29 protein-coding genes, 1 pseudogene and 2 other annotated features are annotated in these 24,063 nt (G+C 29.1%); of the genes and pseudogenes, 24 read left to right on the forward strand and 6 right to left on the reverse strand.

What is annotated here, in order from left to right; all coding sequences use genetic code 11:
* The first annotated feature begins 82 nt into the window (after positions 1-82).
* The 7 genes from CDLVIII_RS14555 (at position 83) to CDLVIII_RS14585 (ending at position 6,008) form a co-directional block, all read left to right on the forward strand.
* Positions 83-343, forward strand: a complete 261-nt coding sequence (locus CDLVIII_RS14555; protein ID WP_009170209.1) for a hypothetical protein — start codon at positions 83-85, stop codon at positions 341-343.
* A 309-nt stretch (positions 344-652) separates the two neighbouring features.
* Complete coding sequence (locus CDLVIII_RS14560; RefSeq protein WP_009170210.1) at positions 653-904, forward strand: hypothetical protein; 252 nt, start codon at positions 653-655, stop codon at positions 902-904.
* Positions 905-1,271: 367 nt separating this feature from the next.
* The gene (locus CDLVIII_RS14565; protein WP_009170211.1) at positions 1,272-1,856 is read left to right on the forward strand and encodes a sugar O-acetyltransferase; all 585 of its coding nucleotides are present in this window, start codon (positions 1,272-1,274) and stop codon (positions 1,854-1,856) included.
* Between the two features lie 76 nt (positions 1,857-1,932).
* Positions 1,933-2,433 carry a hypothetical protein gene (locus CDLVIII_RS14570; RefSeq protein WP_009170212.1) on the forward strand — a complete coding sequence of 167 codons (501 nt, stop codon included), beginning with the start codon at positions 1,933-1,935 and terminating at the stop codon, positions 2,431-2,433.
* A 124-nt stretch (positions 2,434-2,557) separates the two neighbouring features.
* Positions 2,558-3,523 carry an AraC family transcriptional regulator gene (locus CDLVIII_RS14575; protein WP_009170213.1) on the forward strand — a complete coding sequence of 322 codons (966 nt, stop codon included), beginning with the start codon at positions 2,558-2,560 and terminating at the stop codon, positions 3,521-3,523.
* Positions 3,524-4,254: 731 nt separating this feature from the next.
* A complete protein-coding gene (locus CDLVIII_RS14580) occupies positions 4,255-4,833 on the forward strand; it encodes a TetR/AcrR family transcriptional regulator (RefSeq protein WP_009170214.1) in 579 nt (192 codons plus the stop codon).
* 368 nt (positions 4,834-5,201) lie between these two features.
* Positions 5,202-6,008, forward strand: a complete 807-nt coding sequence (locus CDLVIII_RS14585) for a nitroreductase family protein (RefSeq protein WP_009170215.1) — start codon at positions 5,202-5,204, stop codon at positions 6,006-6,008.
* A 196-nt stretch (positions 6,009-6,204) separates the two neighbouring features.
* Here the strand turns inward: CDLVIII_RS14585 and CDLVIII_RS14590 are convergent.
* Positions 6,205-6,764 (reverse strand): annotated as a pseudogene (locus tag CDLVIII_RS14590) (nitroreductase).
* 230 nt (positions 6,765-6,994) lie between these two features.
* Here CDLVIII_RS14590 and CDLVIII_RS14595 point away from each other — a divergent pair.
* From CDLVIII_RS14595 to CDLVIII_RS14605, 4 genes are all read left to right on the forward strand, one after another.
* Complete coding sequence (locus tag CDLVIII_RS14595) at positions 6,995-7,330, forward strand: hypothetical protein (RefSeq protein WP_009170217.1); 336 nt, start codon at positions 6,995-6,997, stop codon at positions 7,328-7,330.
* Positions 7,314-7,481, forward strand: a complete 168-nt coding sequence (locus tag CDLVIII_RS31335) for a hypothetical protein (RefSeq protein ID WP_009170218.1) — start codon at positions 7,314-7,316, stop codon at positions 7,479-7,481. The genes CDLVIII_RS14595 and CDLVIII_RS31335 overlap by 17 nt, the downstream gene beginning before the upstream one ends.
* Positions 7,482-7,596: 115 nt before the next feature.
* Entirely contained in the window at positions 7,597-7,872 is a 276-nt protein-coding gene (locus tag CDLVIII_RS14600) for a hypothetical protein (RefSeq protein WP_009170219.1), read from the forward strand.
* A gap of 237 nt (positions 7,873-8,109) precedes the next feature.
* The gene (locus tag CDLVIII_RS14605; protein WP_009170220.1) at positions 8,110-8,733 is read left to right on the forward strand and encodes a CatB-related O-acetyltransferase; all 624 of its coding nucleotides are present in this window, start codon (positions 8,110-8,112) and stop codon (positions 8,731-8,733) included.
* Positions 8,734-8,862: 129 nt separating this feature from the next.
* On the opposite strand, the gene CDLVIII_RS14610 is transcribed toward CDLVIII_RS14605, so the two are convergent.
* A complete protein-coding gene (locus CDLVIII_RS14610) occupies positions 8,863-9,282 on the reverse strand; it encodes a hypothetical protein (protein WP_009170221.1) in 420 nt (139 codons plus the stop codon).
* A gap of 181 nt (positions 9,283-9,463) precedes the next feature.
* Positions 9,464-9,793: a hypothetical protein gene (locus tag CDLVIII_RS14615; RefSeq protein ID WP_009170222.1), complete on the reverse strand. Its 330-nt coding sequence runs from the start codon at positions 9,791-9,793 to the stop codon at positions 9,464-9,466.
* Between the two features lie 337 nt (positions 9,794-10,130).
* Here CDLVIII_RS14615 and CDLVIII_RS14620 point away from each other — a divergent pair, with 337 nt between their 5' ends.
* Positions 10,131-11,291 carry a MerR family transcriptional regulator gene (locus CDLVIII_RS14620; RefSeq protein ID WP_009170223.1) on the forward strand — a complete coding sequence of 387 codons (1,161 nt, stop codon included), beginning with the start codon at positions 10,131-10,133 and terminating at the stop codon, positions 11,289-11,291.
* A 206-nt stretch (positions 11,292-11,497) separates the two neighbouring features.
* Here CDLVIII_RS14620 and CDLVIII_RS14625 read toward each other — a convergent pair whose 3' ends face one another.
* On the reverse strand, positions 11,498-12,355 hold the full coding sequence (locus CDLVIII_RS14625; RefSeq protein WP_009170224.1) for a LysR family transcriptional regulator: 858 nt from the start codon (positions 12,353-12,355) through the stop codon (positions 11,498-11,500).
* A gap of 190 nt (positions 12,356-12,545) precedes the next feature.
* Between CDLVIII_RS14625 and CDLVIII_RS14630 the strand changes: the two genes are divergently transcribed.
* From CDLVIII_RS14630 to CDLVIII_RS14640, 3 genes are all read left to right on the forward strand, one after another.
* Entirely contained in the window at positions 12,546-13,085 is a 540-nt protein-coding gene (locus CDLVIII_RS14630; RefSeq protein ID WP_009170225.1) for a DUF4865 family protein, read from the forward strand.
* A 357-nt stretch (positions 13,086-13,442) separates the two neighbouring features.
* A complete protein-coding gene (locus tag CDLVIII_RS14635) occupies positions 13,443-13,889 on the forward strand; it encodes a DUF2975 domain-containing protein (RefSeq protein WP_009170226.1) in 447 nt (148 codons plus the stop codon).
* Positions 13,890-13,914: 25 nt separating this feature from the next.
* Positions 13,915-14,499: an FtsX-like permease family protein gene (locus CDLVIII_RS14640; RefSeq protein ID WP_009170227.1), complete on the forward strand. Its 585-nt coding sequence runs from the start codon at positions 13,915-13,917 to the stop codon at positions 14,497-14,499.
* Between the two features lie 82 nt (positions 14,500-14,581).
* Here the strand turns inward: CDLVIII_RS14640 and CDLVIII_RS14645 are convergent, their stop codons facing one another.
* Positions 14,582-16,138 carry an ABC-F family ATP-binding cassette domain-containing protein gene (locus tag CDLVIII_RS14645; RefSeq protein ID WP_009170228.1) on the reverse strand — a complete coding sequence of 519 codons (1,557 nt, stop codon included), beginning with the start codon at positions 16,136-16,138 and terminating at the stop codon, positions 14,582-14,584.
* A gap of 271 nt (positions 16,139-16,409) precedes the next feature.
* Between CDLVIII_RS14645 and CDLVIII_RS31340 the strand changes: the two genes are divergently transcribed.
* Positions 16,410-16,574, forward strand: a complete 165-nt coding sequence (locus CDLVIII_RS31340) for a hypothetical protein (protein ID WP_009170229.1) — start codon at positions 16,410-16,412, stop codon at positions 16,572-16,574.
* Between the two features lie 583 nt (positions 16,575-17,157).
* On the opposite strand, the gene CDLVIII_RS14650 is transcribed toward CDLVIII_RS31340, so the two are convergent.
* Positions 17,158-17,862 carry a DUF6873 family GME fold protein gene (locus CDLVIII_RS14650; protein ID WP_009170230.1) on the reverse strand — a complete coding sequence of 235 codons (705 nt, stop codon included), beginning with the start codon at positions 17,860-17,862 and terminating at the stop codon, positions 17,158-17,160.
* A 223-nt stretch (positions 17,863-18,085) separates the two neighbouring features.
* Between CDLVIII_RS14650 and ytxC the strand changes: the two genes are divergently transcribed.
* The 8 genes from ytxC (at position 18,086) to CDLVIII_RS14690 (ending at position 23,556) form a co-directional block, all read left to right on the forward strand.
* Entirely contained in the window at positions 18,086-18,985 is a 900-nt protein-coding gene (gene ytxC / locus CDLVIII_RS14655; protein ID WP_009170231.1) for a putative sporulation protein YtxC, read from the forward strand.
* A 29-nt stretch (positions 18,986-19,014) separates the two neighbouring features.
* Positions 19,015-19,141 (forward strand) — a sequence feature (ribosomal protein L20 leader region).
* A gap of 16 nt (positions 19,142-19,157) precedes the next feature.
* Complete coding sequence (infC, locus tag CDLVIII_RS14660; protein WP_035302316.1) at positions 19,158-19,679, forward strand: translation initiation factor IF-3; 522 nt, start codon at positions 19,158-19,160, stop codon at positions 19,677-19,679.
* 21 nt (positions 19,680-19,700) lie between these two features.
* Entirely contained in the window at positions 19,701-19,898 is a 198-nt protein-coding gene (gene rpmI, locus CDLVIII_RS14665) for a 50S ribosomal protein L35 (protein ID WP_009170233.1), read from the forward strand.
* A 28-nt stretch (positions 19,899-19,926) separates the two neighbouring features.
* Entirely contained in the window at positions 19,927-20,286 is a 360-nt protein-coding gene (gene rplT / locus CDLVIII_RS14670; protein ID WP_009170234.1) for a 50S ribosomal protein L20, read from the forward strand.
* Between the two features lie 220 nt (positions 20,287-20,506).
* On the forward strand, positions 20,507-21,289 hold the full coding sequence (locus CDLVIII_RS14675) for an RNA methyltransferase (RefSeq protein WP_009170235.1): 783 nt from the start codon (positions 20,507-20,509) through the stop codon (positions 21,287-21,289).
* Between the two features lie 393 nt (positions 21,290-21,682).
* Positions 21,683-22,231: a GNAT family N-acetyltransferase gene (locus CDLVIII_RS14680; RefSeq protein WP_009170236.1), complete on the forward strand. Its 549-nt coding sequence runs from the start codon at positions 21,683-21,685 to the stop codon at positions 22,229-22,231.
* Positions 22,232-22,279: 48 nt separating this feature from the next.
* Complete coding sequence (locus CDLVIII_RS14685; protein ID WP_009170237.1) at positions 22,280-22,942, forward strand: class I SAM-dependent methyltransferase; 663 nt, start codon at positions 22,280-22,282, stop codon at positions 22,940-22,942.
* Between the two features lie 80 nt (positions 22,943-23,022).
* Complete coding sequence (locus tag CDLVIII_RS14690; RefSeq protein ID WP_009170238.1) at positions 23,023-23,556, forward strand: GNAT family N-acetyltransferase; 534 nt, start codon at positions 23,023-23,025, stop codon at positions 23,554-23,556.
* 143 nt (positions 23,557-23,699) lie between these two features.
* Positions 23,700-23,924 (forward strand) — a binding site (T-box leader).
* Positions 23,925-24,063 lie beyond the last annotated feature (139 nt).

Genomic DNA, 24,063 nt, shown 5'->3' on the forward strand with positions numbered 1-24,063 from the left:
AAATATACTTTATGATATGTGGTAGCAATTCATGTTGAATATCTGGCTTTAAATGGGTATAATTGTAATAGGAGGTGTTTGAATGGAATTGAATAGGATAAACAATAGACTTTCTTTAGTTGGAGCATTACTAGGCTTAACATTATTTATTGTAGATGGTTTGTTAAATACTATCTTAGGTACTTATATAATAATTATCCCAACTGCTACTATAGTAGTTAGTTTAATACCATTGATGAAATATAAGAAAAATAATATTAAAATTCAAAGTTACGCTTGTATTGGATTAATACTTGGTGGATTTTACTTTGTTTTATCTTTATATGAATTATTGAAATTATAAATTTGTAAAATTTATATATTTTATTACCATCCTGATTGGAGAAAAAACATGCCTTATTATTTTCACTTAAGTGTAAATGATAAGAGCATGTTTTTATTATTTTCATTCAATATTATTAAGCCATTTGTTCATTTATGTTAAATACTTAAATATAAAATTAGAAAACAACACATAAAGGTAGAGTTTGTAGAAATATTTATTGTGTCTTTATTTTTTTGTAATAATATTTTAACAAAAAGTTATGATGTTTGTAAAATAACTGTAAAGAAGTAATGATAATATTGATTATAAGAAAAGGGAGGAGATATTATGGTTAAAGAATTAGAAATTAGAAATATTATTACAATAGAAGAAAAGCAAATGCTATGGGAAGCAGTGGATGGAATCAATGGATGGAACTTTAATCCTATAGCAGTAGTTACTAATAATATGGAAGATTATTATTTTATATGTAAAGTAAAAACAGTAATAAAAAATTTAGAAATGAAATTAGCAAAAGTGTGTATTAAAATTCAAGAAGGAAATAATCCGAGATTATTGGCAATTGAAAGCATTTCATAGATTAATTATTTTTAAATACAAAAGTCACCTAGGAATATCCAGGGGAGAGGATGAAAAGGAAACTATGAGGAATTTTTGCAAATTAAATAATGATTTTTAAAGGGTAGTAAATAGGAGAAATCTTGTTTGCTACTCTTTAATTTTATTTATGAAATGTATACATTACCACGCCAATTATTACAACGGTATAATAAGGTATAAAAGGAACTAAAGTATATTTTATGCTATGTGGTAGTAATTTAATAGATTGAAGTATAACAAAATTATCATCATTATAGTAATGGATAAAATAATTGAGAAGTATGTTATTTCCAAAACATGTTATAATTAACTGAAAGATAACTTATAATTTGTTGAGGTGGTCAAGATGACAGAAAGAGAAAAAATGTTAGCAGGTCTACTGTATGATTGTGGTGATAAAGAATTATTAGAACAGTGGCATAAGGCGAAAAATTTGATACGTGATTACAATCTAGTTAATTCAGAAGATAGGCAAAAGAAGCATAACATATTAGAACAACTTCTTGGAGGATATGGAGATAATTTATGGATTACTGCGCCGTTTTATGTTGATTACGGTAATAATATTTATTTTGGGGACAATTGTGAAGTAAACATGAATTGCACATTTTTAGATGACAACAGAATTGAAATAGGTAATAATGCACTTATTGCGCCGAATGTGCAGATATATACAGCGTTTCATCCAACAAATGCAAAAGAACGTTTTGGAGAGAGTAAAGATGATGGTTCCTTTGAATTTTGTAAAACACAAACTGCGCCAGTGAAAGTAGGCAATAATGTCTGGATTGGAGGAGGGGTCATTATTCTACCTGGTGTTACAATTGGAGATAATGTTGTAATTGGAGCAGGAAGTATTGTGATAAAGGATATTCAAGCAGATACGATTGCTTACGGAAATCCATGCAGAGTTATAAGAAAGAATGTATAAATAAATTTAAATTAGGATTGAGTTATAAATAATAATATTGAAGTAATAAATTTTAATTTGGATAGGATGAAAGTTGATGAAAAGAATAATTTTTGTTATTGTTTTTATAAGTATTGTATTAGGTATAGGTATTTATAGCGTAGGCCAATATAAAAATAATCCTCAAATTAGTGTGAAATTGAATGTATCCAGTTTAACTGATGAAGAATTTATGTACGTAGGAACTAAAGGATTAGATAATCCAAACAAAAATGATTTTAAAAATATTGAATTTACTTTAGATGTAAAGAACTCAGATGCAATATCAAATAGAAAGATTACAGTACCTGATTTAAAAGCAGTTATCAGTTCATATGATAAAAATCGATATTGGTTTGGTAATTATGGTACTGATGATAGCCCGGTGCATAAATATGCTAAATATGATTCTAAATCTGTATTTTATTCTAATGGACTAACGGATCAAGATATTAAGAATATCTTTAATACATCAGAAGTGAAAATTTCTTGGACAACAAGCGACGGTAAAGACAAAGAAAGAATAATTAATTTGGGAGATATCATTAAGTTTGAATGACCTATTATAATAGTGGATTTTTAATTGAATAAGCTAAAAAGCATACAGGACAGAATTTGGCAAACTAGGACCAGAAGATATTTTAAGGAGACCTTATAATACATAGTGAAAGGGGAGAGAATAGATGAGCTTAGCAAAGTTTTTACAAAAGGCAATTGATTACATGGAGAGCAATCTTCTTGAAGAAATAAATTACGAAAATGTAGCAAAAGAGGTACACATGTCTTGTTATAACTTTCATAGAGTATTTAGCTTAATGGCTGGAATGACAGCTAATGAATATATACGTAACAGAAGGTTGTCGCTAGCGGGACAGGAATTACAGCTAAGTGAAGGTAAGATAATAGATATTGCATTTAAGTACGGTTATGAAACTCCTGAAAGTTTTGCAAAGGCTTTTTCGCGATTTCACGGTGTATCACCAAAGCTGGCTAGAAAAAAAGGAACTCAACTATGTCTCTTTAACCCTTTAGTCATTAAAATTATATTGGAGGGTGGAAGCACTATGAATTATAGAATTGAAGAAATTGGAAGGCAGAGATTTATTGCAAAGGTACGCGCGTTTAATAATGAAATCATCAATGAGTCTGGCAACCATGATATTCCTGATTTCTGGGGGGAATGTCATAAAAAAGATTTGATAAATGAAATCAAGAATACCAGAAAGGCTGGTAAAAAAGATTTATATGGTTTATGCAGCCCTAGTAAAGAAAAGGAGACAACTTTTGATTATGGAATTGGAATAATTATTGATGAAGATACTGATGTGGATAATGTAGAAGTGATGTTACAAAAAGGTTATCGTATATGGGAAATTGATTCAAGAACGTATGTAGTTTTTAAATGCTATGGTAATAATGGTGATTGTATTAGCGAAATGTGGAGTAGATTTTTTAAAGAATTTTTACCACAGTCTGAATATGAACAAACAGAAGATACTGACTATGAACTTTATCCTGATGAAGGGGAGCCAGGTTTATTTTGCTTCAAGAAGAAGGTGATGATTTTGGGGGCAGGTCTGTTTTGCCTCTATCAAATAGGAGCTAGAATTTTAATACAATGCAAAGCTACTGATTTCAGTGGCTTTTAATGTTGTGTGCCCAGCATGGGCGCAATCTAACGGGTGAAAGTCCTGAGTTCGGGTTGATAGTGTCAAGCACATAGCCAAAAGCAAGGGTGTCCTCGGCGACAAGGAATCTGAAGGAAGCTGGAGGCAAACTTCTGGTCTGACGAACAGAAACTACATCAGGCATATATATGTTGGGTAAAGTTGCAACACAAACTAAAGCCCTAAACTATCCGGAAGCATATGGTGTAAATGTAGCAGATATATGAAAGGAAAGATTGCGTTCTTACCTGGGAAGATCTCATGGACATGTGGAAACATAGAGTATGAAACACGGTTGAAATAAGATTTATCATGAGAAGTCAGCCGAGGTCATAGTACTGAATGTAGTAGACGACATATAGGAAGGACTGAACTTTAGGAGATGATAGTAAGTGAATGTTACCAATAAAGAAATTAAATACAGACAACTTTATAAGACTTCAGATGAAGTGCTTGAAGACTACCTGCAAATAGTATCTGCAGAATAGAAAGGGTATGTGGGCGTGTATGCATTTTCAAGTATAAGAACTACATTTTGTACCAAATGTGGTTATGATAGAATTAATAAATATATTCATCAACTCGCTAAATTGTATCAAAATCACAGTCATTAGAGATATAATGCGAAAAAATACGCATGATAAGGTATATAAATAATTCTTGACCGATCGTTCTCAAAATGCTATTATTGATTTTATAAAGGAGGGAACTTAATGGGACGAAGTAAGGAATTTGATGAAAATGTAGTTCTTAAGAAAGCAATGGAATTATTTTGGGAACAAGGCTACGAAAAGACATCGTTAAGCGATTTAGTAGAGCATATGGGAATTCATCGTAGAAGTTTATATGATACCTTCGGTGATAAGCATACATTATTTTTAAAAACAATGGATTTTTATGAAGAATTAATAAAAAACAAAATACAGGCTGGGGTATTACATGCAGAAACAGCAAAACAAGCTATACAATTTATCTTTGATTTTACGATTGAAGGATATGAAGATAAACAATGGGGTTGCTTAATTGTAAATTCAGCAACAGAGATGGCTCTTAGAGATAAAGAGATAGAAGAAAAAATAGAAAAGACATTTATGCAAACAGAACAACTCATTGCTGATCTTGTTCGAAAAGGCATACAAACAGGTGAATTTTCCAGTGATTATGATCCTGAAGTTTTATCCGAAATATTTCAAAATGCATTGCTTGGAATTCGTGTACAGTTAAGAATCTCAGCGAGCAAAGAAAAATTACATGGTATAGCAGATTTTTTTATGAATTTATTAAATAAATAATTCTTTTTTACACTAATTAGAATGAGCGTTCTCAAAAAATACTTATGTTCTTCTGAATCTTATCATTTAAATCAATGACAAAAAAATTCATAGAGCAAAGAAAAGAGCATGATATAGTTTTTTTGCTTATTGAATAAATATTTTTGCACTAATTAGAATGATTGTTCTCAAAATATTATTAATATTTTATTTTAAATTCCGTTACTAACTAATCCCAATTAAAAGGAATGAAACCAATGATGAGATGCCAAATAAGTAATAGCATATGAAAAGTTACAACGATAGTTTTAACTTGTATTATAGATCAAATAAAAATTGAGTGTATTCGTATCAGATATGAGTGCAAAATTAATAAGGAGTGAATAAAAATGAGTTTAATAACTGTAAATGAAGAAAAATGTATAAAATGCGGAATGTGTGTGGTGGAATGTCCAACAGGAGTACTAAAACTAGAAACTACTGGTCCAAAAGAAGTCAAGCCTAATGCCTGCTTAGAATGTGGACATTGTGTAGCTGTATGTCCTAAAGAAGCTATAGACAATAAGAAATCGCCATTATCTATGCAAAGTGAAATAGGAGAAATCAAAAAATTAAATCCAGAAGAAGCAAAGAATTTCATTCGATCACGACGATCTATCCGTTCATATAAGAATACACCAGTTGAAAGGGAAAAATTATTGCAACTCGTTGATGTTGCTCACTTAGCTCCAACTGCAAGTAATTCACAAGGTATATCGTACCTAATAGTAGATGATAAAAAAACAATTGAATTAGCAGTTGAAGAATGCATTAATTGGTTTGAGAATAATGAAACTTTGAGTAAGGCATTGGCAGGAATGATTAGTGGCTATAGGAATACTAAAGTTGACACTATCTTAAGGGATGCACCTAGTATAATTTTAACTTTGGCGGATGAAGATTTTCGTAATGGTAGAGAAAATTCAATTCTATCATTGTCGTATCTAGAGTTATATGCTCCATCTCTTGGGCTTGGATCATGCTGGGCAGGAATATTTGAAATTTGTGCTCGCAGTGAAAATTCGCCAATGTACAAGATTTTTAATATTTCAGAAAAAAAGAAAATAACAGGAGTTGTAATGGTAGGATATCCTAAGCATAGTTTTAAAAGATTTACAGAAAGACAACCATTATCGGCTTCCTTTTATGAAAATTAAATGATTAAATTCTGATTTGTAGAGTAGGTTATAATTATTAATATTATTACACTTAAAAAAGTGTTATCACTTACTTATGGCACGGTGAGGCGTATACATAAATAAACGCTAAACAAAAATTGGATAAAGGTATATGGTTTTCCATATGCTTTTATCCATTTGTAAGTGATTATAATTTTTTGCTGGTATTATAATTTTATTTTACTATATTAACAGTTCCTTCTTTTCTAGGTGAAGCCTTTGGTTCTCCTTTACTGCTAAAACCTAAAGCAGCAGTACCGAATATAGCATAATTTTCTGGAATACCAAGCTCTGTAAGTATACTTCTAACCTTAGGATCATCTCCAACTATACCTAAAGCATGTATCCAACAGGAACCAATATTAAGTGAATGAGCAGCCAGCATTATATTTTCAAGTGCTACAGCAGAATCGGATTCTTTTGTTGGCGAGTTTTTATCATAGGCTGTGATAATTATAGTAGGAGCATTATAAAAAGGATTGAAGTTTGGATTACTGCCTATCTTTTGTAATTGCTCCACAGGAGACTTTTGCAAGACTTCTTTTATCTCAGAAATCAGCTTATTAATTTTATCTTTATTTTGCACTGCTGTGAAATGCCAGGCTTGAGTGCCATGTCACTTGGAGCAAATTTTGCAGCTTCTAAGAGTGTATTTAAATCATCATCAGAAATCTGCTCTTCTGTATAGGCTCTTACACTTCTTCTTGTTAAAATATTTTGTATTACTTCATTCATAATTTTTCTCCTTTCATTAAAGAAACATTTTAATTTTTCTTTATGATTTATTATTTACTAAGTACTTAACAATTATCAAGTTTTAATTTAAAGTGTTAAGAAACTTGAATTGAACTAAAAAGCAGAAACAATTAATAATATGACTATGATTTGTTAACGAATACAATTATGGTATAATATGTATGCAAAGCAGTGAAATATTAAGAATTAGAGGTAGGTATTAAACATATATGATATTTTTTAAACAAGTAAAACTTTATAGAGTAAAAATCACTGAATCCTGCGACAACAAAGGTATATTTCAAAAGACGTTGAATTTCAATTATACCCCTAATGGTTCAGGAATAGGCTATAGAAAGTTTAACAATATTATACCAAGCGGGATTACTGGTTGGATAATACAATGGATGGGAAAAAAGTATTTTGCTCCTGACGATAATCAAGAAGACTTAAAAGACTTTTTAAATAGGGTTCAGACTGCGGATATATTAATACCTTATAAGAGAGTTGAAGGGCACTATTGTATAATTGATTCACAGGAGCGATTTGATGGAAAGAAAACATAAGCGTTCAGAAAATTTTAAGTCTTTTCAAACAAATATAAAGAGAAAAAACACTTTTAAACTTAGCAAGCAAAGAATACTTGAGCTTAGAGATGAATTGATGTCAATGATGATTATATATTTACCACCTGCAATCTATTATAACTACAGGTAATGAGATATCACGTAATGAATTAGTTAGATTTAGAACAATGTTAGATATAAATCAATTGAAAAATTACACAACGGATGTTTTACTAATACAAATAATAAGATAGGAGATATTAGATTTGAAAATTAGCAATAACGTATTTTATTTAGCAAGCATTATATTTAGCATACTTACAATTGTTTCACTATTCCTTTCATTTCCTTATTATGGAGATAGTTATATTGTAATGTTATTTTTGGGATTTACACAATTATTTAGCGGTTTATATCAAATCAAATTGTCACAAGGTTTAGATTCAAAAGAAACTCACAAGGGAAATAAGGCTGTTGGAATATTTTCAATAATTGTAGGCTTATTAATCATAATTGCTGATATTGCAAAGCTAATGTTTTAGTTAAGTAATAGTAAAATATTATTTTATAAAAATAAATAACAGTTTTAAAACCGTAGTATTAAAGAGATTGTATCCGGAGTTTTTGCTTTGTAATATGAAGAAATTGTATGTAAGCAAAAAGATGCTATTAGACAACTTTATTTCAGAACTATTTATAAACTGGATATGTTAGGAAAGATATAGTTATAATTTTATTATAAGAATATCTTAAGCATTAACTTAGCATAGGAGGAGATTATGAATAGTAAAATAATTTATCCAAGAACAGGGGATAAACAGACAATATATTTGAAATCAGTTATTACAGATCCGAATATTATAGTTGGAGATTATACTATGTATAACGACTTTGTAAATGATCCAATAAAGTTTCAAAATAATAATGTATTATATCATTATCCTGTAAATGACGAAAAATTAATCATTGGTAAGTACTGTTCTATTGCTTGCAAAGCAAAATTTATGTTTACATCTGGGAGCCATAAGATATCATCCCTTTCAGCTTATCCATTTCCAATATTTTATGAGGAATGGGGATTAAATAGTAATGATATAACAGATGCTTGGGATAATAAGGGTGATATCGTAATAGGAAATGATGTCTGGATTGGTTATGAAGCAGTAATCATGCAAGGAGTCAATATAGGAGATGGTGCAATAATAGGAACAAGGGCTGTTGTAACGAAAGATGTCCCAAGCTATACAATTGTAGGAGGAATACCTGCAAAAGAAATTAGAAGACGTTTTTCTGAAGATGCAATAGCAAAATTAATAGAAATGCAATGGTGGAATTGGAACGATGAAAAAGTTCAAAAGAATTTGCACAGCATTATGAGTGGGAATATTAATTGTATAATCTAAAAAAGTAGTTAAAAGAGGCTATTTGCCTAGTAATAAAAAAGAATTTAGCAGTGAATTGGTTTAAAAATTGTAAAATAGAGAATAAGGGAACTTTAAATAGAGTTCCCTTAAAAATGATATATTTAGTTATTAAAACTTAATATAATAAGATACAAAATTTACATTTACATTATTACTCCCAACTATAGTTGGAACTAATACATTAACAGGACCGTTATTAGAACTTTCAATTGGAGTTGGCTCAGGTTCTGGTGAAGATGTTTCAGAAAGCTCAGAGTTGTTTTTTAAAAAATCAATAAAATAAGATACATAATTTATATTTACATCGTTACTATAAATTGTGGTTGGGACTAATACATTAACAACACCATTATTTTTAGTTTCTGCTGGAACTTGTTCAAGTACTGACTGTATATTATTTTCAGCATTTGCATCAGAGGTCATTTCAGCTTTTTTGATAGAAGGGTTATTTTCTTCAAAAATTTTTTCTATAGATTCACGTATTTCTTTTTCAAACTGCTCAAAATTTTCATTATTCAAAATCCCCATAGACAAGCCTCCTTGCAGTACGTTTAATATTAATATATTCATGGTATACATAATGTGTTACATGTAGTGTGAAGATTTTTTCTTTGCTACTTCATGTATTGAATAACTTCATTGCATGTGTAGTATTTTTTTTGAGCAATTTGTAGATTTGGTCAAAGCAGAGCCTAATAGCCACAAGGCTCTAATTAATAGTTTTGATTGTCTTAGTTAGCCTGGTCATATCTTCCAATAGAATTTTCTCATCCATAGTTACAAATAGATTCATTGGACTTACAGAAGTTGGAGCACCTTTGGACACGTTAATTTTATAGGTTCTAATTCTTCTGTAATATTTGCTTCCTGCATTTAATGCCTTATTCATTAACTCTATGTCATTGGGATTTTCGCTTAATTTAAAGAGAAGCTCATAATATTTTCTTTTATATGGTTTTGTCTCGAGTCCATTAAATAATATTTGAAATAATCCGACAGCAATACATGCTATAAGTATTATAAGAATTGTTATAAACATAATATAATCTCTCCAATACAAATTGAAATATTATAATAATATTTATAAATTATAACATGATATTTAGAAGTATAGGGAGATTTTACAAAAATATTATACTATGGAAATAAAAATGCTTGTAAAGAATTATAAAAGCAGGTCTATTCGAAGCAAATACTAAATATTATGCAAAGTGATTTTTATTAATCTTTGTTACAATTATTTTGGAAAGTGTTGACCCTAACACTACGTCATAGTGTAATATAAAAATAGAGCTTGGATATATTAGCCAAAACTCATGGCCGGCAGAGTAATATATAGCAGACATAGCTCTAAAATCTAATTTTGAGGTGTAGCAATGAGGACAATAAAACAAGTTGCGGATTTAACAGGGATAAGTGTGCGTGCATTGCATTATTATGATGAAATAGGCTTGTTAAAACCAAGTGGAATTACTGAAGCAGGGTACAGGCTCTATGATGAGGAGGCTCTTAAAACTTTGCAGCAGATTTTATTTTTTAAAGAGCTTGATATGCCTTTAAAGGATGTTAAAGAAATAATGCTCAGTCCATATTTTGATAAAATGGAAGCACTAAAAAATCAGAAAAAGCTGCTTATTCTAAAAAGAAAAAGATTAGATGGTTTAATTGAGCTTATAAATAAAACCTTAAAAGGAGAAGGCACTATGAATTTTAAAGAATTTGATATGAGTGAATATTACAATGTATTAGAAGAATTTAAAGAGGAACATGAAGATACGGTAATTAAAATGTATGGCAGCATAGACAAGTATAATGAATTAATTGAAAGAGGTAAGTCTAAGAAAGATGAAATTGCTAAAATGGCAATAAAGCAATATGGAAGTATAGAAAGATATGCTAAAGCTGTAAGGAATAATCTGAATAATAGTTCTATGTTTACTTTAGCAGAGAAAATTGATAAGTTTAAAAAAGATTGCTTGGAAAATAAGCATCCTAAATTAAAAGAATTATATGAAAGACTTACAGCTGACTTAAGTAAAGATCCTTTATCAAAGGAGATTCAAGAAATTGCTGAAGAAATAGTAAATACAGCTAAAAAAGATTATGAAGCTTTCAAAGGTGAAAGGGGAGAAGATTGCTGGTACTATATGACAAATTTTTATTTAGTATATCCTGAATGGATGGAAGCAGTTGATAAGAAATATGGAAATGGCGCATCTAAATTTATTGGAGAAGCTTTAAAAAAATGTCCTATCACTAAGTTGCCTAAAATAGAAGAATTATATGAGAATCTTACATCTGATTTAAGTAAAGATCCATATTCAAAAGATATTCAAGAGATTGCTCATGAAATAGCAAATGAGACTAAAAAAAATACTGAAGCGCTAAAAGTAGATGCGGGAGAAAATAATTTAGGGTATACAGCAGAACTCTATTTGACAAATGCTACTTGTATAAAAGTAACTGATAAAAAGTATGGAAGTGGTTCAGCTAAATTTATTGGAGAAGCTTTAAAATTTTATTCTGAAAATAATTAGAAATGGAACACATAGTTAGATTAAAAAATGTATGAAAAAGAAAAGGAAAAAAGGGATAAGCTAATAGATATTATTAATATTGAAGGAGGCGGCCCTCCTTCTTTTCTCTAGAATAAGTCTATTAATAAATCCTGTAAATATAAAATGTATATACAAGAATTAAATAATTATGTATATGACATGGATGAATAATATTAAGAAGTTTATCAATGAAAATTGGAGATATGGTTATTGGCTATATTAATGAAGCTTTTAAGTAAAGTGTTTATTTTTAAATTTTTATTGACTATAAATGTAACTTCTAATTCGTTAAAGTTTTCCTTTAAATCATAAACAAAAAAATTATTATTTTTAGGTAAAATACTTCTTGGTAAAAGTGATATTCCTAGACCTTCAGAGATACCTTTAATAATAGATTCTAATGAATCAAATTCAATAACAGCGGCAGGCTTAGAATTATTGTAAATCAACCATCTTTGCAACAGTTTACGATAGGGACAATTAGCATCTGAAGCTACTATTATTGGAGTAGTTAAGTTATTAATATCAGCAATGTTTATTGACGACACTAGTGCAAGTTCTTCTTTGAAAGTAATGACTTTTTTTATTTGTGAAGATGAAGTGTTGTAAGATATAAAGGCGCCATCTAATTCACCTCCTATGATCATATCTAGAAGTGTTTTTTGTTTTTCTGTTTTTAGTATTAAAGATACGTCTTGATTTTTCTCATAAAATAAAGAAAATAATTTAGGTAAAATGGAAGCGGAAATAGTTTGAGCAGCTCCTATTTTAATAGTTGAAGTGACTTTAGCATGAAGAAACTCCTCATTAACTTCATCGATTAATTCAAGAATTTTATCTGTATATTTAAGTAATTTTTCTCCGTTAGATGTAATTATCGTACCCTTATTGTTTCTAACGAATAAAGTAGTGTTCAATTTATTTTCAAGCAATTTAATGCGCATAGTTATATTTGATTGTGCATAACCAAGTTTCAAAGCGGCTTTTGATATAGATTTTTCATAAGCAACTGTTTGAAATATTTTTAAATCATTAATTTCCATAGAGTAGAAACCTTTCATTTCATTAAAACTGATTTATCTTTGCCATCACTGTTAGTGATATTAAAGATTATTTATAAGTATTATACAATTTTTATAGGAAAAGTTAAACTGTAAGAGTAAAAACTTATGGATGAGTTGATAATAGTTTTATTTAAAAAATAAAAAAGAAGTGAAAGGGAGGCTAAAGAAAATGATAGCAATGCAATATAAGATTATATTACCAATGGATTATGATATGAAAATAATAAAGGATAGAGTGAAAAATAACGGATATAAAACAGATGGATTTGAGGATTTGAAGTTTAAATTATATTTAATAACAGAAAAAGGAAAGAATAAGAATTTACAAAATAGCTATTGCCCTTTATATATTTGGAAGGATAGTAATGGATTAAACAAGTTCTTATTTAATGGCTTTTATGACAATATAATAACTTCCTTTGGATGGCAGAAAGTAAATGTAGGAATACCGTTAATTGATACAATAACAGAAAGACTTAAAAATAGTAAGTATTTATTTGAAATATCAAGAGAAATACAGCCACAAGAAAGCCTCAATAATCTAAAAGATAAAATAGAACAAGATATCCCTAGAATTAAAGAAACAGAATATATGGTTATTTATAATCCAGACAAGTGGAAATATAATGTATTTTACTTTATAGATGATTTAAGTGAGTTAAAATCTGAGGAAGGAATAATTTATGATATACTTCATATATCAATATAACATTATGCACGAAGTAAGGATAAAATTGAAGTATTCTTTATAGAATAATTTTATAAATGTATGTGTATGTAGAGAATGTGAAATGTCATATTATTGTCACAAATCTTTTGTATTATATAAATATAAAGTAGTTAAAACATTATTTACCCCTTAATTAAATAAATATTAGTCAGTATTTAGAATGGTCTATAACACCCTAGTAGATCATTCTTTTTTTTATTTATGATAACTGTTTTAAGGTATATTAGAGTACTTAATTGAATGGTCTTTTGATATTCAAAACTAATGAATGTATGTTGAATATCTTCAGTAAAAGTGATATATTGGTAATATTGTATTTAGTAAGGAGATTTTTGCGTGAAAAAACATTTAGTAGTTAGTTTTAGTAAAGTGTTATTGAACATTACATTAATTATGTTAGGCCTATCAATATTATGGTTTATAACAATAGGATTACCTTTTAGATTTAATATTAATACTTGTATCGGTCTTATACTGTCTTTAGTGTATTTATTAATAGTATACGATTTGCGTAAAATTGTGTATAGCACTAATTCAACACCATTTTGCTTAGATAATGTTAAGCGATTTAAGAGAATCGGATATTATATGATTTTAATAGCAGTAATTGATGGAGTTATAAATTGGAAAAAGGAAAGCAATTTTGAGTTTATTGGTACACAATCTGGATCTCTAAAAGGGAGCTTTGTCATGTGTATTATACTTGCATGTATAGCTTTAGTTTTATCAGAAATATTTAAGCAGGCGGTCGAGCTAAAAAATGACAATGACATTACAGTTTAAAGGAGCATAGAATGGAGTTAAGTCTATGAATATTGATAAATTTAAATATTTCTTTTTAGATGCAGTGAGGGACTTAAAACGAAATATTACACTAACAGTTTTTTCGGTAATTAGTGTAGGCGCAACTTTTTTTATTGTTGGATTATTTTTAATATATTTGTTGTCATTTGATAAAAATTCTCCAACAATTTTTATAAACAATAAAGAAATGATTGTAGTTTTTAGATGGCTTAAAATTGCAGTTTTTTTTATACTGCCATTTCTTTCGCTATTTTTAATTGTAAATACATTTAAGATGGCCACATTTCAAAGAATGAATGAAATAAATATAATGAAGTTTGTTGGAGCTACCAACTGGTTTATTCGCTGGCCATTTATTATTGAAGGCGCTATTATAGGAATTGGAGGAGCTCTGATAGGAAATTTATCACTATTCTCTGTATATAGCTTAGTTTACTATAAAATAATTGGGTTTTCACCAGAAATAACTCTTGTACAGCCTGTGTCCATAATAAATTCAATGTTTTTGCCATTTATAATAGCTGGGATATTTATAGGACCTATTGGAAGTATCCTTGCTTTGAGAAAAATTCTTAAATATGTAGTTTGAGAAATAAGATAAAATATATATAAGTATTTTTAAATTGTAAAAAGAACTGCTAAAATTCTAAGCAGTTCTTTCTTTATAGTCTCTATATTATTTTAGTTGTCCAATCTTCGCAGTTCCAAGTTTCTGTAATTATATCTCTATAAAATTCAGGTTCATGGGAAACTAAAAGAATTGTTCCTTTATATTCTTTTAAAGCTCTCTTAAGTTCATCCTTTGCATCAACATCTAGGTGATTAGTAGGTTCGTCTAAGATTAAGATGTTTGTTTCATTGTTTAAAATTTTACAAAGTCTAACCTTTGCAGCTTCTCCTCCTGATAAAACTCTTATTTGAGATTCAAGCTGTTTTGTTGTAAGTCCGCATTTAGCTAAAGCAGCTCTTATTTGATATTGAGTGTAACCAGGGAATTCCTGCCATACTTCTTCGATGCAAGTATTGCGGTTATCGCCTCTATCTTCCTGCTCAAAATAACCTATGTATTGATAATCTCCAAGATGAACTTCTCCGCTTAAAGGTTTAATTTTTCCAAGTAAGCTCTTAAGTAATGTTGATTTACCAAGACCATTAGCTCCAACTAAAGCTATTTTTTGCCCTCTTTCCATATATAAGTTAAGTGGTTTTGTAAGAGGTGAGTCATAACCTATAACTAAATCTTTAGTTTCAAAGATTACTTTGCCTGAAGCTCTAGCTGTTTTGAAATCAAATTCTGGCTTTGGCTTTTCCTTTGAAAGTTCAATTACGTCCATTTTATCTAATTTCTTTTGTCTTGATTTAGCCATGTTAGCAGTAGCAACGTTAGCCTTATTTCTAGCAACGAAATCTTCAAGTCTTGCAATTTCCTTTTGTTGCTTTTCATAAGCAGCTTCTAATTTTTCTTTATTTATTGCATATATCCTTTGGAATTCATCATAATCTCCAACATATCGTGTAAGCTTTCTTTCATCTACATGATATATTAAATTAACTACTGAATTTAAAAATGGAATATCATGTGAAATTAATATAAATGCATTTTCATAAGATTGAAGATATCTCTTAAGCCATTCTACATGCTCTTCATCTAAATAGTTAGTAGGCTCATCTAAAAGTAGAATATCAGGAGATTGGAGTAGAAGCTTTCCTAAAAGAATTTTAGTTCTTTGTCCACCTGACAAGTCATCAACATCTCTATCTAAGCCTAAATCTAAAAGTCCAAGGCCTTTTGCAACTTCTTCAACCTTTGGATCAATTACATAAAAACCATTGTGATCAAGCATATCTTGAATTGTAGCTGTTCTTTCAAGCATTTTATTTAATTCATCTTCAGTACAGTCGCCCATTTTTTCATATAAGGAATTCATTTCAGTTTCTAGATCAAATAGATACTTAAAAGCATCCTTTAATGCATCTCTAATACTTTGTCCTTTTGTTAGCGCAGCGTGCTGATCCATGTAGCCAACTCTTACATTATTTGACCAGATTACATTACCCTCATCAGGCATAAGTTTTCCGGTTACTATATTCATAAATGTTGATTTACCTTCACCATTAGCACCAATAAGACCAACATGTTCTCCCTTTAATAATCTAAATGAAACATCTTCAAAGATAGCTCTATCCCCAAAACCGTGATTCATATTTTTAACTGTAAGTATGCTCATTGTTACCTCCTAAGTTCTTATAAAATATATAAAATAATGAAAATTATTACCATGATTTAATTCGTAATTGTAATATACATATTATCAATATCCATAATAGTTTAAATGATATAAATATAATATGTCAAAGTAATTTTAAAAAAATATTAATGGAGATAAAATGAATTACTTGAATTTATTAAAAGAAATCAAATTTTTATTAATAATATTCCTATTTTGGGGCAAACTTATAGCATAAATAAATTCATTTTATAAAAGGGAGGAATTATACATGGTTGATTTTACTAAAGAAATAAAAGAAAGAGCTGAGAAGATGGGCTATGAAATGAAAGGAATAGCGCAAGATATGGAAAGTGAAATGCGCAGCATGAGGGAGTTAGTGAAGGAAAAGGCTGAAAAATTAGGCGATGAAATAAGAAACAAAATATTGAGATAATTAATGAAGAAATTAAAAAGATAGTAAATTTGGTCAATCCCATTTTTACTATTTTTTTATGAAAAAGTTCTCTATAAGTTATTTATTCTTAATTATAAATGAACAACTTCTGATAATAAAATACTTATAACTAACTCTCAAGTGCGACACTGAGTAAAAGAGTGTCTGGTCTTTTCGGTATTAGATATAGTTTAATTCATAAATTCAGTTATTAATTATATCTATAGATGTCCTAATTATACATTAGACTTATATATAATAATTATTTATCCTTGTTAAATTTTTGTGCGTACCTACACCAGAAATAATATACATTTTTATGAAACATGCATTTGAAATTAAGCTGCTAAAGGTTCGTAATGGAAGCTTGTTCCATTTACTGCTTGTCCTGAACTTGCTTCAGGAGCATGCAGAAATGGGGGCAAGCTCCCATTTAGAACCTTCCAGCGAAAATTTCATAAGTCATGTGGAATAAAAATGTGTGTTATTTCGGTAAGCTACCACATAAACCTCAAAGCTGAATTATTTATATTTGCAAAAAGTAACATAAAAAAATAGAAATCATATTATATAGTGGACATGATTATAAGGTTAATAAACTACCTCTATCTATTAATTTTCCTTTTCTTAGTGCAATAGGTGAGACATCATATTTGGAAAGAAATCTCTTTATAGAATCTCCCCATTTGTAACTATCCAAATCACCAAAGAAAGCCATTTGATTGTCAGATATCATGCCGCCAACCCCGCCTATAAAACCGTAGTTTAATGAGGGTAGTAATATATCTCCAAAAGGAAGCAAAAGAATATCAAAACCATAATTTTTTAAGGATTTATAAAGCCCGTTATCATTTGTTATTAATGCATTTTCTCTCACTGGAAGGATAGAACATTTGGTATATCCTTGGGATACGTGTATATGTATCTTTGAGGCTTGCGAATTTAAAAGATTTTCATCACTATATTTTAAATTATGAATAAAATAGTTCTTTAAGATTAAAGAATTTAAAATAATATCATTTGGATATTTGCTAGATAATGATTCTTTTGAAACAATGTAGTTTATATTATTTGAATTTAATAGTTCCTTAAAATTTTCGGAAATATTTTTCTGAATAATAATATCATTAGCTGAGCTGTTATTAATGATATTTAATTGAATATCAGGATGACCGTCTATAGCCTCATATACATCAGTACATTTTGGAACTAATATTGGATTTAGATTTAATTTTGAAAGGTTTAATAGTTCTTCTTTAGTAACTCTGTAATCAATAAAACAATGCATATAGCGCTCCTTATTATATATGTAATTGATATTTCATTAATTAAAAAAATTAATATTTAAGCATCATGTTGATTTTAAATTATATTTTGGACCTCAAAATGAAACCTGTCAATTTAATTATTTTAATATAAAAATTGGACAAAGTTGCATTAAAATTAAAATTTAAATTCTGCATATCCTTAAATTTTTAATACATACTAATATTAAGAAGGGAGTGAAATCCATGCTTATTCTAAAATTAGCTTATAGCGAAGACATAACCATTTCCCGCGATCTACAAGAGCTAAGAGAGTTACTGAAGAAAAAAGATATCGTTATTGGATTTGTTGAAAGTATAGAAGGAAAAACTCACATAATTAAAATAATTTGCGAAGAAAATTCTTACAATGAAAAAATAGAAGAAATTACTAATTTATATGTTAGTAATATTTTATATAGAATAGTTATTGAAAATTATAGAAAGAAGGAAATGCTTGAATTTCTGACAGACAACTATTTTTTCTTGAAGCAAAGTGAAATATTAGAAGTTGAAGATGAAATATTAAAGGTATTAAAATGTGAAGACATAGGAGAAAATGAGGAATCGATATATTGTTTAAATAAAATAAACTCCATGATAGAAAAAATTAGAGAGTGCATATGTGAAAAGCAAGAGATAAATATAGATGGTTTTATAACCTTTAGGATGAGAAAGCTTAGAAACGATATAGAAAAGGTCATAGATAAGGTAGTAGAAAGGTATATGGTAGAAAAGGAGTATAAAGAATTTATCAAGCTCTTAAAGTATTTTGTGGAATTACAAGAATGTAAAATAGAAGAAATAAATATAATAATAGAGAATAACAATAATTATCAGGTAAAAGACAAAGATGGTAGGGATTTATATTATGATTTTTTTAATGAAATTGCAACGGAGCAAGGTAAATTAGATCTTAATATAGAGGATGTTTTAATAAGTGGTCTTATAACTAATGCACCTAAGAATATAAAAATTTATGGAAAAGGGAACTGCACCAATAAAGAGTTTTTAGATACAATAGAAAATGTATTTGAAAATAGAGTCACTTTCTGTGATATAAATGATGAATATAAAGTTGAAAAAATAATAGCAAAAAAATATTGACATGTATTAATAATGATGCTATACTGATATTCGTTAAGAAGAAACAGCCGTTTCTCACCCTACAGTGTTAAATCTACTAGTACGGGTTTACATGGATATCTATGCAATGAGTATTGATAATGTAGGACGGCTATATGGCCGTCTTTTTTATTATGCATGTAATTTTTCGGAGGTGAAAAATATTAATAAAGATTTTCCTATAAATGAACAAATTAGAGACAAAGAGCTTAGAGTAATTGGAAGTGATGGCGAACAATTAGGCGTTATCTCAACAATTGAAGCAAAAAGACTTGCAGAAGAAAAAGAATTAGACTTAGTTATGATTTCTCCTACTGCTAAACCACCAGTTTGTAAGATTATGGACTTTGGTAAGTTTATATATGAGCAATCAAAAAAAGAAAAAGATGCTAAGAAAAAACAAAAAATTGTAAGTATTAAAGAAGTAAGATGCAGTTTAACAATTGAGGAACATGATATTGACATAAAAGCAAAAAATGCTAGAAAGTTCCTATTAGATGGAGACAAAGTTAAAATCACTGTCAGATTTAGAGGTAGAGAAATGGAACTTGGTCATATAGGACAAAAGATTCTTGATAACTTTGCAGCTAAATTAGAAGATGTCTGCCTAATAGAAAAAAGACCTAAAAGGGAAGGCAGAAGCATGACAATGGTTTTAGGGCCTAAAAAGGCATAACTTGAGAGGAGGATTTTAATCATGCCAAAAATGAAGACTCATAGAGGAGCAGCAAAAAGATTTAAAAAGACAGGTACAGGTAAACTTAAGAGAGCTAAAGCTTTTAAGAGCCATATCTTAACAAAGAAGAGTTCAAAAACTAAGAGAAATCTTAGAAAAGCTGGATATGTTTCAGAAACACAAGTAAAAGTAATGAAGAAATTATTACCATACCTATAATATAGAGGTAGTGCAGGAGGTTTAAGTAATGGCAAGAGTAAAGAGAGCGAAGAATTCTCGTAAAAATCATAAAAAAGTTTTAAAACTTGCAAAAGGATATTATGGCGGAAAAAGCAAGTTATTTAAAACTGCTAATGAATCAGTTATAAGAGCATTAAGAAATGCTTATGTTGGAAGAAAGAATAAAAAGAGAGATTATAGAAGCGTATGGATCGCAAGAATCAACGCTGCTACAAGAATGAATGATTTATCATATTCTAAATTCATGAATGGTATCAAGTTAGCTGGAATAGACATAAACAGAAAAATGTTATCTGAAATAGCTATCAACGATCCTAAAGCATTTGCTGAATTAGTAGAAGTAGCTAAAAAACAATTAAATGCTTAATACATAAAATGCGACTTAAGTCGCATTTTATTTTTATATACAAATATAGTGCGTACTCTAGAAAATGATGTAGTATAATATTTATGTGGTGACTTATTTCTGATGTAGTGATGCACATGAGTTTAATATATATAGTTATTCAAGTATAAAGTGAAAGATAAAGTTTGAATATCTATGGCTTGTTTACTAGATTATGTATGTGATTTTGAGGTGTAGTGCTTTGATATTTATTGAGAGTAAAGAAAACAATCTATTTAAGAATACAAAAAAACTTAAAGAGAGAAAGAACAGAGTTAAAACTAATAAGTATATAATTGAAGGATTTAGACTAGTTCAAGAAGCATTCAAAGCAAAAGTTGATATAGATTATTTAATTGTAGCTGAAGATGCAGAGGATAAGGTTGTTGAATTTTTAGGCGAATATATAAATGATGAAATGAAAATTTTTAAAATAAGTAATAATTTATTTAAAGAACTTATTTCTACAGAAAATCCTCAAGGAATACTTGTAGTTATAAAAATGAATACAATGGACTTAAAATCGGATGGAGACTTTTATTTACTTTGTGATAAACTACAAGATCCGGGAAACTTGGGAACTATAATAAGAACAGCTCATGCAGCAGGGGTAAGTGGAATCATATTAACTAAAGGCACTGTAGACATATATAATGAAAAAACCATAAGATCAACCATGGGTTCTATATTTTATATTCCTATTCAATATGATGATGAGGATTTTTCATTAGTAAAAGAACTAAAAAGTAAAGGCTTTAATTTAGTTGCTACTTCTTTAGATACAGATAAAAACTTTTTTGATGTAGATTTAAAAGGCAAAGTACTTTTAACTGTTGGAAACGAAGGTAATGGAGTAAGTGAGGAAGTAATAAGCATGGCAGACACAAAAGTAAAGATACCTATGCCAGGAAATGCCGAATCCTTAAATGTAGCAATAGCTGCATCTGTTATTATGTATGAAAAAGTTAGACAAAATGAGTTGTAATAATTGTTACAACACGCAAACCGGACTTAACCACAATCAACCGAAATCAAATACATTTGTGTTACGCAGGACTATGAAAATTTCGCTGAAAGCACTAAATGGGAGCTTGCATCAACTTTAGCTTGCTCCAGCCATCCGGCTGGACAAGCAAAAGTTGAACAAGTTCCCATTAAGTGCTTTTATCATCGAAATTTTCAAATGCCTGCTACACACAAATGTATTTGATTTCTGGTGTAGATATTGGTGCAGTGTTTTGTAAATGTATTAATTGATTCTGTGTGTATTCAAGCTGTAGTAAATGTTTGGAAAATATAGTATAATTATTCTGCAAAAGTAAATGAAGATTTAATAACTATTTTTAAAATGAAGTTGAAATGAATGGGGGTGTTATATGTGATTTTTGAAAGTAAGAGGATAAAGTTGAATGACGGAAAGGAATGTGTTTTAAAGAGTCCTGTCGTGGAGGATGCTGAAAAATTGATTGAGTATTTAAAACAAATAGCATCAGAAACAAACTTTTTGACAAGATATCCAGAAGAAGTATCTATAACTTTGGATGAGGAAGAACAATTTATTAAAGAACTTAATAAGAGTAATAATAATGTTATGATTTTAGCTTTTATTGATGATAGGCTTGTTGGGAGTGCAAGTATAAGTCCCATTGGAGATAAGATTAGAGTATTACATAGAGCAACTTTTGGAATAGCAATTATACAAGATGCGTGGAATCTTGGGATAGGAAATGCTTTGACAAGAGAAATTTTAGATTGTGCCAATAGAGCTGGTTATGAACAGATTGAGTTAGAAGTGGTAACTCAGAATCAGAAGGCCATAAAACTTTATGAAAAATTTGGATTTAAAACCTATGGAACGAGGGAGAATGCTTTCAAATTTAAAGATGGATCTTATAGTTCGGATTATTTAATGATGAAAGTTTTGTAAATATAAGTTGTTTCAATTAAATCTATAAAAAGTTTTTGGAGGGAATTTATGATTAAATCGAAAGCCTGGGATTGGAGTGAAAATGAAAGCGACTACTGGTTAAAACCTTGCATAGAGTCTTTTTATTTAGTTGAAATGTGGAAAGCAAAAGGATTTAAAAAGTTACTTGATTTAGGGTGTGGATTAGGAAGACATTCGGTGTTATTTGCACAAAATGGATATGAAGTGAAAGCTGTAGATTTATCTGAATATGCTGTAAATAACTTAAATAATTGGGCGGAAAGAGAACAGTTATCTATAAAAACAGAAGTATGTGATATGCTTAATCTACCATTTGAAGATGAAACCTTTGATTGTTTGATAGCTTACAATGTCATTTATCACACTGATATTCAAGGATTTGTTAAATCTCTTGAAGAAATTAGGCGAGTACTAAAAAGAAATGGAGAAGTATTTATTACTTTGATTTCAAAAAACACATATTCATATCAAAGAGCTGAACAGTACAAGCGTATTGATAGTAATACTATTTTGAGAGATGAGGATGAAACAGAAAAAAATGTACCACATTTTTATGTTGATATAGAAGATATAAAAACATATTTTTCAGAATTTGAGTTTGTTATTCCGACCTTAGAACAGACAGAATATAATGTGGAAAATTCAGATTACTATTCTAAACATTTTAATTTATTCCTAAGAAAGAAATAGTGTTATAAATAACTGAATTATGATAAAAGTAAATAAGTATCTACTTTTATAAATAGATTGTTTTAGGAAGGAAAAAATTGATGAAACAAATAGAAACAGAAAGACTCACAATAAGAAGATTCAAAGGTGATGATTGGAAAGATTTTTATGAATATGTCTCGAATGAAGAAGTTTTAAAGTTTGAACCGTACAAGCCGTTCTCTGAAGAAGAAACTAAAAATGAAGCTATAAGAAGAACAACTGATCCAGCATTTTGGGCTGTATGCTTAGAAGAAAACAATAAGTTAATAGGAAATATATATTTTGCAGAGGGGAATTTTAATACATGGGAAATTGGATATGTATTCAATTTAAATTATTGGGGAAATGGTTATGCTACAGAAAGCTGCAAGGCTCTAATGAATTACGCATTCAAAGACCTTAAAGTTAGACGCATCATAGCAAAATGTGACCCTACAAACCTAAATTCTTGGACAGTATTAGAAAGACTCACTATGCGAAGAGAAGGACATTTGAAGGAAAGTGTGTATTTTTTTAAAGATGAAAACGATAATCCTATTTGGAAAGATACTTATGAGTATGGAATATTAAAGAAGGAATGGCTATATTTTTAGTTTACATATAAAAATAAGATGCTAAAGACCTTTGGTGGATGGGCGGATAGTTAAGCTTATTTCGGTAGTTAATGCATAAACTTAGAAAATGCTATTGATATTTTTAGGATTTATTTGTATAATAAGTTGTATTAACCATATATATAAAAACTGTGAATGAGAAAGTAGATATTAGAAAAGTTTTAAGGGAGAGAAGGTCATAGACTGTAAGCCTTCTTAAATAATATAATATTGAAGTTCGCTCAGGAGTTCTAGCTGTGAAATTAATAGTAGTAGCTAGCGGCAAAGAAAGTCGTTAATTAAATTAAGTTGGGCATCTTTATTTAAGATTCCAATTAGGGTGGTAACGCGGATATTTCGTCCCTTTTTATGAGGGGGCGTTTTTTTATGCAAAAAAATCTATTCAATTGCTTAATTGGCAGGTGGCAGTAAATTAAAAGCTGAAAAATATTATATGCATAAAATCCTGAGAGTCTTTTAAAATTACCCGCAGCAAATTGCAAATTA

It is taken from the genome of Clostridium sp. DL-VIII, from assembly GCF_000230835.1.
GTDB lineage: Bacteria > Bacillota > Clostridia > Clostridiales > Clostridiaceae > Clostridium.